Origin of the sequence: Mucilaginibacter ginkgonis (assembly GCF_009754905.2) — a bacterium.
Taxonomy (GTDB): Bacteria; Bacteroidota; Bacteroidia; order Sphingobacteriales; family Sphingobacteriaceae; genus Mucilaginibacter; species Mucilaginibacter ginkgonis.
Genome location: NZ_CP066775.1, coordinates 1,665,308 through 1,679,731 on the forward strand (window position 1 = coordinate 1,665,308; position 14,424 = coordinate 1,679,731).

Below are 14,424 nucleotides of genomic sequence, written 5' to 3' on the forward strand. Positions count from 1 at the left end.
GATTTAGGTGATGTATGGCTTTTGTTATTCGTTTTTCAGACTTCTAACCGGGTTAGCTAACGCCGCTCTAATGGCTTGATAGCTTATGGTAAGCATGGCTATTACCAATGCAATAACCGTTGCAAGTGCAAAAATCCACCAATGTATAGTTATCCTATACGCGAAGCCTTCCAGCCATTTATGCATGGTAAACCAGGCGATAGGAAAAGCGATTATTGCCGCGAGCAATACCAACCGCACAAACTCTTTGGAGATAAGCATCACAATGTTGGCCACACTTGATCCTAGTACTTTCCGGATGCCGATTTCCTTTGTCCGCTGAACAATGACCATTATCGAGATAGCTAGTAAACCGATGCAGGAGATTACAATGGCGATGATGGCAGCCGAAATGAATATCGTAGACAAGCGCTGCTCGCTTTTATACTGGCGCTGGGTGTTTTCATCTAACCAGGACCCATTAAACTCTGTGTTAGGAAAGGTGGTGTTCCACAATGCTTTCACACGCTTAAAATCATTCTGTAGATTATTAGATTTCAATCGTACGAATACATATTGCATAGCATATTGCCTGGTCATTTCCATGCTCATAGGCGCAATGTCGTCATGCAGCGACTCAAAATTATAGTCTTGAACAATACCAATTACTTGCTGAGGCTTTTTATCGTCATGCATGGGCAGATACTTGCCAACCACATCTTTGCCGCCATCAATCTGTGCGGCCATTTTTTCATTGATCACAACGCTGTTGCTGTCGGCAGGATAATCTTTCGAAAAATCACGGCCGGCAACCAATTTAAGCCCGAGGGTTTTAACATAGTCATATTCTATACCCTGCTCATGCGTGCGTATTTCATGGCCTTTATAATTAAAGCCAAGTATAGACCTGTTGGCGCTACCATCATTACCACGGCCAAAATTTAAATAGCCTCCACTTACGGCAACTATCCCGGCCTGGCCTGTTGCCTGGTTCCTGAAACGCTCCACTGCTTCCGTACCATTGATGCTTTGCCCGATTGGAATGCTTATAACCTCGGTCTTACTATAACCTAAGGGTTTTTGCTGCAAGTAACTTATTTGTTGCCAAGTTATTAACGTGCATATGGTTAAGATAGTTGCGATAGAAAATTGAACTACCAGCAAAATATTACGCACCTGGCCGGGCTTCTGCGTATTGACAGAACCTTTTAAAACCTGTGTAGTTTTATAACGCATCATTAGCATAGCCGGGTAAAAACCTGCGGCCGCTGTGATGAAAATAAATATTCCTGCTATGCTCAAAAGCTGCATAGGTTGCAGCAGCATGTTCAGGCTAATATGACTGCGAAAAGCTGCATTGAAACCTGGCAGAATGAATGCTGCTAAGGCAATGCCAATAGCAAAAGCAACAATACATATCATTAACGTTTCTGTCCAGAATTGGGTTAATAATTGCCATTTGCCCGCTCCTAACGTTTTGCGCACGCCTACTTCGCGGGCACGGATAAAAGACCTTGCAACCGCCAGGTTAATGAAGTTGATACACGCGATCAATAAGATGAAAACCGCGATCACCAATAATGCAATAACATAGGTTTTGTTAATTGGCGATCCTTGTATGCCGCTTACATCGGTGTTTAAATGCGACCCTTTAAATGGTACCAGGTTTAGAGAAATGCGATCGTTGTTGAAAACAGGTTTAGCGCCATCACGTATTAAATCTTTTAGCTGATCTGCAAAGTATTTGTGTATGAATGGTGAAAATGAACTCTCCAGACTTTGTGGATTAGCGTTATCGCTTAATAAAGCATACACGCGATGATTTTGGTTGTCCCAGTGTTTGAGGTTTTCCTGGTAACCCTGCACATTTTCGAAGCGAACAAAGATATCTGTTTCAAAGCTCGAATTCGCAGGCATATCATCTATAATGCCTGCTACTAAGAAAGGCTGAGGTTTTTCGCCATACTTTAACGTAATGCTTTTACCAACAGCAGGTTGGTCGCCAAAAATAGATTTAGCTGCAGACCTTGTGATCACAACATCATTAAGATTGGTTAAGGCACCTGCATTCCCCTCAACCACCGGGAAGGTAAATATTCTAAAGAAATCGGCATCTGCAAATAGTATCCCTTTTGAGATTTGCTTATCGCCATAAGTTACCAGGGCGCCACCGCTTGCTACCCTTGTGATATTTTTGATGCCGGGATAATCTGCTTTTACAGCGCGCGCAAACGGCACCGCCATGGCTGTGTTTTTTTCCGGTACACCGGTATGATTTATGGTGGTGTAGAACTGATAAATATTGTCTACGTTCTTATGAAATTTATCATACGAAAATTCAAAGTAGACAGTTAGCAGTAGTAATGTAGAACTAGCTACGGCAACTGCCAGGCCGACAATATTCATAGAATTAAATACACGCCCTTTCCAAAGGTTGCGCCATGCCGTTTTAATATAATTTTTAAGCATAAGTAAATTTTGTATTGATGCGTATGGCAAATCCGTACCATTTACACACTGTGCTGTATTTCAATATGTTATAAAATATAGTTTAGCTATGAACGTCCGCTTGTAACACAGTTTATGTTCGGTTACGATACAAGTTGCCGGCTGTAACAGAAAAATTCACGGTAGTGAACGTCCAACCACTATTCAGATCGCAAACTCTTGACCGGGTTAGCCAGAGCTGCCCTAATAGTATTAAGGCTTACGATAATTAAGGTTAGCAGTAAAATGATCACGCCAACTATACCGAATAGCCATATTTGGATACTAACCCTATACTCATAATTTTGCAGCCACTTGTACATGAGCCACCAAGTAAGTGGCACAGCTATAATGAACGCGATACCCACCAGCTGCATAAACTCTTTAGAGATAAGGCTTAACAATTGCTGCACGTTGGCGCCTACCACTTTGCGGATCCCAATTTCGCGGAAACGTTTTTCTACAGTAAAAGATGCAAGTCCGCCCAGACCAATACAGCAGATCAGAATAGCCAGGCCTGCAAATATGTTAGTGATATTGCCGATTAGCTCCTCTGTAATAAATTTCTTTCCAAATTCCTGATCTACAAATTGATACTCAAACAGATTTTCGGGATTATATTTCTTAAATATGGGCTCGAGTGCGGCAATCGCTTTTTTAGGATTTACGCCGTTTTTAACGCGCACATTCACCATAGAAGATCCATCCGGACGGTAGTAAATCATTTGCGGGTCGACAGGTTTAAACGGCGACTCCATAACCACGTTGCTGGTAACGCCTATAACCGTAAATTTTCTGCGACCGTACCGCATTTGCATACCTATAGGATCTTTAAGGTTGAGCACCTTAACTGCAGCCTCATTCAGCATCATTGACAATGAGTCTGACGGCTTACCTGTAAAATCATGGCCTTTAATTATCCTTGCTCCTACGGTTTTAGTGTAATCAACATCAACATTCAGCCCGGTAAATATCACGTTTACGTCTGCCGGCTTGCCATCGTAATCGGGTGACGGCGACTTCCACCATACCTGGGTTATTGGCGACATTGTACGGCTTACCGCGCTTATCACGCCTGTACCGAGCAATTCATTCTTCACCGCCGAATAACTTTTGTCCACAGCTTGCGATGAAGGAATCATAATTAGGTTGTTTGGATTGTAACCAATATCGCGGTTCTTAACATGCTGTATTTGCTGGTAAACAATAATGGTTACAGATATGAGCAGTATAGAAGTGACAAACTGCATCACCACCAATACCTTGCGGGGCAGCACTGCGCTCTTGCCTGCCGCGAAAGTGCCCTTCAAAACCTTTACGGGATTAAATGACGACAGATAAATAGCAGGGTAACTTCCGGCCGTTATACCGGTAAAAAGAATGATGAGCAACGCACCAAGCCAGAAAACAGGGTCTGTAAGATTTAGGCTCAAACGCTGGTTCACCAAATTGTTAAATGCCGGGAGCAATAGCAAAACCGTCAGAACAGAGATTACAAACGCTATAAGTGACAAGATCATCGACTCAAAGAAGAACTGGATGATGAGTTGCTTCTTATCAGATCCCAACGTTTTGCGAATACCTACTTCTTTTGCCCGCTTTTCGCTGCGGGCTGTAGATAGGTTCATAAAATTAACGCAGGCGATAATGAGGATCACTATTGCTATGATGGTGAACAGTTTTACATACTGAATCATCCCGCCAACGTTTTTCCCTTCCTTAAATTCGCTTTGCAAATGCCACTTGCTCATCGGAAAGGCGAAATAGGTACTTATCTGGTCATGCGTATCATGCTGGTGTTTAACATCGTTTATAAATTTTTCAACTGATGCGATATTAGCGCCGGGAGCAGTTTTAATGTATACGTACCATGACGAGTTTACCCACTCTTTCATAGAAGCCTGTACATTGGGCGATGAATAGTCAAAGGGTACCAGAAAATCGAATTGAACGGTACTATTTTGAGGCATGTCTTTAGTCACAGCCGCCACTTTGTAGTTATTCTGGTTGTCAAATTTCAGTACTTTGTTCATTGGATCTGCATCCCCGAAGAAGGCTTTCGCGGTTGACTGGCTTATAATGACAGAGCGGGGGTCTTTAAGCGCGGCAGCACTCCCTATCATAAACTTAACGGTAAAAATGTCGAAAAAGTCGCCGCCCGTGTAACGGCCGGTTTTCTTCAATTTATTACCGTTGTATTCAACTAAATGATCTTCTGCATGGGTTGTAATTGCAGCGCTTTTAATTGCAGGATTGCTGTTTTGCAGTGCACTCGAAAGCGGGAACGCCATGCTTTCATCAGTAAAAATAGTGTTCTTAAAATCGCGGTTAGCTAAGATCTGATAAACATCATTGTAATTCTCGTTATGCTTATCGTACGACAACTCATTTTTCACCCACATGAAAATGAGGATGGTGCAGGTTATGCCTATGCTTAGACCCAGCACATTAGTCAGCGAAAATCCAAGACTTCTTATCAGGTTCCGCCATGCTATCTTAATGTAATTCTTTATCATGGTATTTAGGTTAGTAAGGTTTATGGTTATTCGTTCTTTAAACTTTTTATCGGATTCATCAGCGCGGCTTTAACAGATTGAAAGCTGATGGTAATGAAAGCGATTATCATGGAGGCGATGGCCGCGATGACCGGCGTATACCACTGTACATTAATACGATAGGCAAAATCTTGCAGCCATTTATGCATGGCGTACCACGCTAAAGGCGAAGCTAATACTATCGCTACTATGATAAGCTTAAGAAAATCTTTAGACAACGTTCCAACAATTGCCGATACGCTCGCGCCCAGCACTTTGCGAATGCCTATCTCCTTTGTGCGTTGCTCCGCAGCATACGCCGCCAGGCCGAACAAACCAAGGCAGGCGATTAAAATTGCCAATGATGTAAAAATGATAAATATCTGCCCTATGCGCTGTTCTGACCTATATTGATTGTTGAAGTCCTCATCCATGAATGAATATTCAAAATGAGTTGGTGTAAGGCTGCTCCAGATAACTTGTATTTGCGACAAAAGTACCGGTAAATTTGCTGTGCTTACTTTTACGCTTACGTCGCTGATGTCATTCTCGGCCCTCGGGCTGCCCAATCGCATTACAACCGGACTAATGTTTTCGCGTAACGAATTGAAATTAAAATCTTTAATTACGCCAATTATGTTAAAGCTTTCTACCAGGTTGTCTTTTCCAACGCGCCTGTACAAGGTTTTGCCGATCGGGTCTTTAAAGCCCAAAAACTTTGCAGCAGTTTCATTTATAAGTACCGCCGACGAATCTGAACCCATGTTTTGAGAAAAGTTTCGGCCCGCCGACAGCTTCATGCCCAGGGTGTTCAAATAGTCATAGTCAACCGGCCAGGTTTGTGGAAATATAGAATTGGCTTGGTCATGTGCAGCCGCATCTTTGTAAAAAATAGCCGTACCACGGTTTTGGCCTGTTGGTATAAAGCCGGTAACGGTTGCATTGCTTACGCCTTGTAATTCCTTTACCTGCTGTTTGAAGGTCTGCACCTGCTTTTCTAACTCAAAAGTGTTTTTGATGACCAGTACCTGCTTACGGTCATATCCCAGATTGCGGGTTTGTATGTAATGAAGTTGGTTATAAATAACCAGTGTGCCGATGATCAGGAAGATGGAAATAGAGAATTGAAAGATAACCAGGAAACTTCGCAAAAAGCCACCTTTAAAGCCTGTAGCAATTTTGCCTTTTAATACATCCACGGGTTGAAAAGCCGAGAGGAAAAATGCCGGATAGGCCCCTGCTAAAAAGCCTATCACCAAAACCAGGAAGATAGATACAGGTATCAGCCACGCCAACGTGTTTATTGTGATGCTAACCTCTTTACCTGCAAGCTGATTAAACAACGGCAGCAATGCAACAGCTGCTGCCAAAGCAATGATCGCAGCAGTGAGCGTGATAAGCAACGATTCTGTTAAAAATTGTGCTATAAGATAGTTGCGTGATGACCCCAACACCTTGCGAACCCCCACTTCCCTGGCCCGGTTCGATGACCGTGCTGTAGACAAGTTCATGAAATTTACACATGCGATAAAGAGGATAAATATACCAATGACAGAAAAAATGTAGATATACTGCATTGTTGAATTGCTGCCCAACTCGCCGGATATGTTTGAGTGCAGGTGAATGTCTGTCAGCGGAATAAGGTTCATAGAAAAGTGGCTGCCGCTCCTTTCAAAGTCGTTGATGCTTTGGTGCAGCTCTTTCTCCATCTCTCCTTCAGAGTATTTTCGCAGCAATTGTGGAAACGCTGCCTCAAGCCTGGCAGGGTCGGCGCCTTTTCTTAGCAGCACATAAGTATTGTAGTCGCTGCGCAGCCAATGGGTATCACGGCTATCGGGGAACGTCGACATCGACACCAATATGTTAAAATTAAAGTGCGATGTTTTAGGTATATCCTTAATTACGCCTGTTACTTTAAATAAAGTGTTGTCATCAATGGTGAGGTTGCGGCCAACGGCTTCTGTAGTGTTGAAATATTTTTTAGCTGTTGTTTCAGTGATCACCATGCTGTTAGGCTCTTTTAAAGCTGTAGACGGGTTGCCGTCGAGCATTGGTAGTGTAAACACATCAAACAAAGACTGATCAGCAAAAGCAACATTTGGTTCCAGTATCTTTTCTGCACCTTTTTTGATGTGCCAGCTGTTTGCATTCTTTATTCTCACAGCATTTTCTACATCCGGGAAATCGTTTTTCAAGGTCTGCGCCAGTGGCGCCATCGCGACAGCATATTTTACGGCGTTGTTACCTAATTTTAGATCTTCGTTAACACGGTATATCCTGTCTGACCTGGTGTTATACCTGTCGAAACTTAATTCGTCAACCACATAGAGAACGATAAGTAAACAAGCGGTTAGCCCTAATGCCAACCCAAAAACATTGATCGCCGTAAAAGCCCTGTTCTTCATCAGGCTTCGCCAAGCTGTTTTAATGTAGTTTCTTATCATGGTTCCAGGTTTTTCGGTTTGATATTGTGTTATTCGGCTTTTAAGCTTTTTACAGGATTTATCAATGCAGCTTTCACCGATTGAAAACTAATGGTCGCGAAGGCTATCAGTATTGCGCCCGCACCTGCCGCTATTATTGTCCACCACTGTATATTTTGGCGATAAGCGAAGCCCTGCAACCATTGCTGCATAGCAAACCAGGCGAGCGGTGCCGCAATAACTAATGCTACAAGTACAAGTTTTATAAAATCTGCGGTAAGCATACGCACTATTGATGACAGACCTGCGCCTAACACTTTGCGGATACCTATCTCTTTATTGCGTTGTTCTGCAGCATACGCCGCAAGACCGAATAGCCCAAGGCAAGCAATAATTATAGCCAGTGACGTAAACGAGATAAATATTTTACCTATGCGTTGTTCAGCGCGATACATACCGTCAAAATCCTGGTCCATAAAAGAATATTCAAAAGCTTTATTAGGATTTATAGCCTTCCATTTATTCTCTACCTGTGCCACCAGGGCGGTGGTGTTAGCGGTATTAAAACGTATGTTAAGGGCACCCCGATTTCTACCCATGGTAATGATCACCGGCGAAACATTTTGTCGTAACGAATTGAAATTGAAGTCCTTCATTACACCGACAACATGATATTCCTTCATCACAGTGCCTTGGTTATTCTGAGGCAGGTAAAGCATTTTATCAACCGGGTGGGTAAACCCAAGGTTTTTAGCGGCCTGTTGGTTAATGATTAAAGCAGTAGAATCCGTCAGCATCTGGTCAGAAAAATCCCGTCCTTTCAAAAGCTTTATTCCCATGGTTTTTAAATACTCGGCATCAACTTCCCACATTTGAGTATTTAAGGCGTTGGCAGTGTTTAGCACCGGGCTTTTAAATACAGAATTACTGTTTCGCCAACCACTTGTTGGCGTGAACCCGGTAAGCGAAGCACTGGTTACACCCTTTAGTAGTTTTACTTCTTGCTTAAATATCTGTGCTTGAGTGCCTAATGCATCGGCATTTTTGACAACCATTACTTGGTTGCGACTATAACCTAAATCTTTTTGCTGAATGAATTTGAGTTGATTGTAAATAACCAGCGTACCGATGATAAGAAATATAGAAATCGAAAATTGAAACACAACTAAAAAACTGCGCAGGAAACCACCTTTAAATCCAGAAGATAGCTTGCCTTTTAACACCTCTATTGGCTGAAATGCGGATAAGAAAAATGCCGGGTAAGAGCCTGCTAAAAATCCAATCAAAATAATAACGATAACTATAGCCGGTATTAGCCATGTTAGGGAGGTTATAGTGATCGATAAATCTTTATCGGCCATTTGATTAAAGGTAGGCAACAGCAATAAACTGATTATTATCGCAATCACCATTGAAACCAGAGTTACTATAATAGATTCGGCTAAAAATTGAGTAATGAGTTGTTTACGACCCGAACCTAAAACTTTACGAACACCAACTTCGCGGGCACGATTGGCCGAACGCGCTGTTGACAAATTCATAAAATTTACACACGCGATTAGCAGGATGAAAACGGCTATGGCAGAAAAAATGTATACATATTGAATATTGCCATTGTCACCCATTTCTGCCTGGATGTTTGAATGCAAGTGTATGTCTCTCACAGGTATAGCAGTCAATTTAAAATAGCTGCCCGTTTTAGCCAATTCCTCATAAGTTACGTGCAGCAATGCTTCTAATTGAGCAGTAATGTGTTTACTTACAAAAGGCGGAAATTTGTCTTCTAGTTGCTTAAAATTTATATCGGGCCTTAGCAAAACATAAGTCTGAAAATTATTATTCAACCAGCTGGGATCCTTTGATTCAGCCAGCGATGGCATAGATAAAAAGATGTCAAATACAAAGTGCGATTGCTTAGGCATATCTTTTATCACGCCTGTTACTTTGTAATTTGCTGTATCATTTACCAAAAATGTTTTGCCAACAGCGTTAATGGTATTGAAATATTTGCGGGCTATAGTTTCATTAATAACCGCGGTATGCGGCTCGTTTAATGCTGTTGCAGGTGTACCATCTACCATCGGTAACGTAAAAACAGAGAAAACAGAAGGGTCTGCAAATGTTACCCGGTTTTCTTGAATTATGTTATTGCCTTTTTTAAGCCGTATACTGCCGGTTTGTCTAAACCTTACAGTAGATTCAACTTCAGGAAATTCATGCAACGCAGCTGCAAGTGGTGCCGGAGATACGGCCCATGTGTTTTCATTGCCGCCGAATTTTACAGCGTCATTGATACGAAAAATGCGGTCGGCTTTTACGTTAAACTTATCATAGCTAAGCTCGTCAACTACATAGAAAACAATCAATAAACTTACTGCCAACCCTAGCGCAAGTCCCAGGATATTGATAGCTGTAAACCCTTTATTTTTGTTTAAGCTGCGTATAGCTGTTTTTATATAATTCTTGATCATTGTGCTTAGTTTATGATGTTGCTGTTAAAACGGATACACATCTCCTATTCTGACCGAAGGCTTTTTACCGGGTTGGCTATCGCCGCTTTTATCGACTGATAACTAACCGTTAGTATGGCTATCACGGTTGTTGCGATCGCCGCCAGTATGAAGACCCAAATACTGATCTCTGTACGGTATGGATATTTAGCCAGCCAGGTGCTCATCCCCCACCAGGCCAGTGGTGTGGCCAATACAAATGATATAGCCACCAGGCGCATAAAATCTGTAGACAGTAGCGTGGTTATATTTGCTACGGATGCACCAAGTACTTTGCGCACGCCAATTTCTTTAACGCGGTTCTGGGCCATATAAGTAGCCAGGCCAAACAAGCCAAGGCAAGAAATGATAATGGTTAGCGAGGCGAAAAGGGTTGCTAAAGCACTTACCTTTTGCTCGTCACTAAATTTGGCAGCATACTCCTCATCAATGAATTTATAATCAAACGGATACATCGGGTTGTACACGCTGAACACATGTTCTATCTTTTTAAGGTTTTCTGCTGTTGAATGCGCAGGATTAAGTTTGTAGTGCATTACGTTGAACCACGACTTCGGCCCTAAAAGCAACATGGGTTTTACAGGTTCATACGGCGATTGAAGGATAAAGTCTTTAACTATACCTACAATGTGCCATGTGTGGCCTTGACCTTTAACGGTTTCGCCAACCGGGTTTTTCAAACCCATTGCTTTAATCGCCGCTTCGTTAGCTAACATGGCTGTTGAGTCCGTGGCGTATGTTTTTGGATCAATGTCCCTGCCCTCCGCCATTTTGAGATTCATTGTTTTTACAAAGTCGCCATCTGTGTTCATAATATCGAAATCGAGCTTAGATTCAGGCGGGCTGCCTTTCCATTCAAACCCCCAGCTATCGCTCCACGCTTGCGTTACCGGCGCGCTGGTTTTGGTTACGCCTATAACAGCACCGCTGGCTAGTAAATCGGTTTTAATGGCAGCATAGTGTTTCTCAATATCGCCCGACATTACTGTATAAGCCAAGTTGTCCTTTTTATAACCTAAATCGCGGTTTTGCGCATACTGGATCTGGTTTTTAACGATGATGGTGCAGATTATAAGCGTGATCGCAAACGTGAACTGCATCACCACCAAAACCTTACGCGGTGTAACCAGCGCATTGGCAGCTTTGAACGTTCCCTTTAGCACACTAACCGGCTTGAACGACGACAGGTAAAACGCAGGATAACTGCCTGCTATAAGGCCTGTGAGCAACACAAATCCGACAGCTGTAAGCCAAAAAGTTGCCGATTCAAACGGGATAGTTAGTTCCTTCTCCGTAAGCTGGTTAAAAGCAGGTAATGCGAAAAAAACTATGGCAAAAGCAAAAATGCCTGCAATTAGTGATATCAAAATTGACTCTGCCAAGAATTGACCGATAAGTAATTCCCGTGGCGCGCCTGCCACCTTGCGGATACCCACTTCCTTTGCGCGTTTCTCGCTTCGGGCAGTGCTCAGGTTCATAAAATTGATACAAGCGATCAATAAAATGAACCCGGCAATTAGCGCGAACAATTGTACCGTCTCTATTTTTCCGCCTTGGGGTATGCCATCTAAAAATTTGTTGTAGAGCCGCCATTTGCTTGCCGGGTATAAAAAGTTTTGATTGTCTTTTCTGGTAGAATGCGACCTGGTAAAGTATTTAATATGCGCGTTTGCAGTCTGCAAAGCTACGTTTGGTTTCAGCAATACATAGGTTTTAACAGAGTTGTTGGTCCAGTTTACATCATCCTGTTTAATAGTCTTCAAGTATGACCACGGCAACAGGTAATTGAATTTAAACCGGGTGTTATTTGGCAGGTCTTTCATTACCCCACTAACCGTAAAGTTGGCATTGCTGTCAAGCTTAAGGATCTTCCCCAATGCGTCATCCGTCCCAAACATTTTCTGCGCAAACCGTTGCGTAATTACAATGCCGGTAGGCGTATTTAGCGCTGTTTTTGCATCGCCTTTAATTAAGGGAAAGGTGAACATGGTAAGAAAGCCGGGATCTGTAAACTCTCCCTGATCGATGATCCGCTTATCGCCAACAGTAAATAAAAAACTACACTCACTCAGGCGGGCAACATCTTCAACATCAGGGTCGCTGGATTTCAATGTTGGCCCAAGTACTTTTGGCGTGGTGTTCCATGAGTGCAGTACGCCGTCAAACTTCTCAAGGTTGTAAACAACGTTTATGCGATCGCCTTTTTCATGGAAACGATCAAAACTCACCTCGTTTGTTACCCAGAATAAAATGAGCGCAGCGCTGGCCATACCAATGGCTAATCCGGTTATATTGATGAACGTAAAACCTTTGTTTTTTAAAAGGTTACGCCAGGCAATTTTAATGTAGTTTTTAAGCATTTACCCCTCCTTCTCCCCTAAAGGGGAGCGACTATGTTTAGGTGAATTATAAATTGTGTGTGACGTTTGCTCCTCCCCTTTAGGGGAGGTTCGGGTGGGGTTTATATCATTATGTTTTCCATTACCGTATGGCCGTCTAAAAGGCGGATGATGCGGTGGCTGTAACGCGCGTCGTGCTCAGAGTGGGTCACCATTATGATGGTAGTGCCTTGTTCATTAAGGTCTGTCAGCAATTCCATCACTTCATTACCGTTGCTGCTATCCAGGTTACCTGTAGGCTCATCGGCAAGTATGATCTTCGGTTTATTTACCACCGCGCGAGCGATAGCGACACGTTGCTGCTGACCACCCGATAATTGCTGCGGATAATGGTTGCGGCGGTGCATGATCTGCATTTTATCTAAAACCTCTTCTACCCTTTTTACACGCTCTGCGGCAGCAACACCAGTGTAAATCAATGGCAACTCTACGTTTTCGAAAACGGTTAGTTCGTCTATCAGGTTAAAGCTTTGGAACACAAAGCCAATGTTATGCTTGCGCAGATCTGCACGTTTGCGTTCATTAAAGTGGGCTACCTCAATGTCGTTAAACACATAACTGCCGCCATCCGGATCGTCAAGCATACCCAAAATGTTCAGCAAGGTAGATTTGCCGCAGCCTGATGGGCCCATTATGGCCACAAACTCGCCTCGTTTAATTTCCATGCTCAGTTTGTTAAGCGCTATAGTTTCAACCTCATCTGTGCGGTAATACTTTTCCAGATCGGTAATTTTTATCATGTGTTCCATTGTGCTATGAATTATGGCTTAAATTGATGTCTTTATAATTTAAATACTTGATTCTTGCCTATTGATTCTTAATTCTATTTCTTAAGTACCAGTTCCTGGTAGTCATTGTAATTATCGTATCCTGATGTGATCACTTTGTCGCCCGGTTTCAGGCCTTGCAGCACCTCGTAGTAGTCGGGGTTTTGGCGTCCTAACTGAATGTCGACACGATAAGCAGTTTTGCCATCCTCGGACAATTTAAATATCCAGTTACCACCGGTTTGCTGAAAGAAGCCGCCTTTAGGTACTAATACCGCGCGGGTTTCGTCGCTCAACGCTAACCTGATCTGCAATGTTTGGCCTTTGCGAATGCCTTTAGGCACTTCGCCAACAAAAACCATGTCTACCTGGAAACGGCCGTTAGTAACCTGCGTGAACACCTTGTTTATTTTAAGCTTATAAGTTTTGTCGGCAAAGCTAAAATCGCCCATCAACCCTGTGAATATCCTCGACAGATAGTGTTCGTCAATATCAACACGTACTTTAAAACCGGTAGTCACATCTATCTGGCCCAGGTGCTCGCCTTTGTTTTTGTTCTGGCCAACTTCTGCATCCATCGAAGTTAGCTGACCGTCTATAGGTGCACGTACAGTAAGGTCCGCCACTTTTTTGCGCATCAGTTCCAGCGTCTTTTTCATCTGGGTGTACTGCTCGCGGCTTTGCGCGTCTTGCTGGCGTGTAAGTGAGGTATCCTGCTTCATGATCTGTTCGGTCAATTTCTTGCGGCGCACCTGGTAGTTGTAATCATTCTGCGCCTTTTGAAACTCTTGCGATCCGATAGCTTTTTGCTCGTATAGGTGTTTATCCAATTTGTACACACGTTCTGCTTCGCGGAAGGCGTTATCTACATCTGCAGTTTGGTTTAACTTGCTGATGGTATTTTGCTGCGCATTGTTATGCGAAATTTGCATTTGCGTTTGCGCGGCATAAACGTTGGTTTCCTGATTGGCAAGTGTCAGTTCCAAATCGGTGTTCGCAAGCTTCAGTATGGGGTCGCCTTTTTTGAGATTGGCACCATCTTCAACATATTTCTGTTCAACGCGGCCGCCTTCGACGGCGTCGAGGTAAATTGTAGTGATGGGCATCACCACACCATTAACCGGTATGAATTCCTGGAATGCGCCTTTGCTAACGTCACTTACGGTAATACGCTCGGTATCTACGTTTAGCTTATTTTTTCCCGAAGTGAACATGATACTGCCCGCAACGAGTATAACTACTGCTGCGATTCCCGCAATGGTCATGATGCGTTTATTGTTCCACTTCTTTTTTTGTATTACTCTATCCACGTTTTGATATAAATT

At 43.0% G+C, this 14,424-nt stretch carries 7 protein-coding genes; all 7 read right to left on the reverse strand.

Annotated elements, in window-relative coordinates; translation table 11 throughout:
- Positions 1-24 precede the first annotated feature (24 nt).
- The 7 genes from GO620_RS07730 to GO620_RS07760 all read right to left on the reverse strand — a co-directional run bounded on the left by GO620_RS07730 (position 25) and on the right by GO620_RS07760 (position 14,409).
- On the reverse strand, positions 25-2,448 hold the full coding sequence (locus GO620_RS07730; protein WP_157523963.1) for an ABC transporter permease: 2,424 nt from the start codon (positions 2,446-2,448) through the stop codon (positions 25-27).
- 179 nt (positions 2,449-2,627) lie between these two features.
- A complete protein-coding gene (locus GO620_RS07735; RefSeq protein ID WP_157523965.1) occupies positions 2,628-4,982 on the reverse strand; it encodes an ABC transporter permease in 2,355 nt (784 codons plus the stop codon).
- A gap of 26 nt (positions 4,983-5,008) precedes the next feature.
- Positions 5,009-7,444, reverse strand: a complete 2,436-nt coding sequence (locus GO620_RS07740) for an ABC transporter permease (protein WP_157523967.1) — start codon at positions 7,442-7,444, stop codon at positions 5,009-5,011.
- A 29-nt stretch (positions 7,445-7,473) separates the two neighbouring features.
- Entirely contained in the window at positions 7,474-9,894 is a 2,421-nt protein-coding gene (locus GO620_RS07745) for an ABC transporter permease (RefSeq protein ID WP_157523969.1), read from the reverse strand.
- Positions 9,895-9,938: 44 nt separating this feature from the next.
- Entirely contained in the window at positions 9,939-12,293 is a 2,355-nt protein-coding gene (locus tag GO620_RS07750) for an ABC transporter permease (RefSeq protein ID WP_157523971.1), read from the reverse strand.
- Positions 12,294-12,394: 101 nt separating this feature from the next.
- On the reverse strand, positions 12,395-13,072 hold the full coding sequence (locus GO620_RS07755) for an ABC transporter ATP-binding protein (protein ID WP_157524346.1): 678 nt from the start codon (positions 13,070-13,072) through the stop codon (positions 12,395-12,397).
- Positions 13,073-13,155: 83 nt separating this feature from the next.
- On the reverse strand, positions 13,156-14,409 hold the full coding sequence (locus GO620_RS07760) for an efflux RND transporter periplasmic adaptor subunit (RefSeq protein WP_200230812.1): 1,254 nt from the start codon (positions 14,407-14,409) through the stop codon (positions 13,156-13,158).
- Between the last annotated feature and the right edge of the window lie 15 nt (positions 14,410-14,424).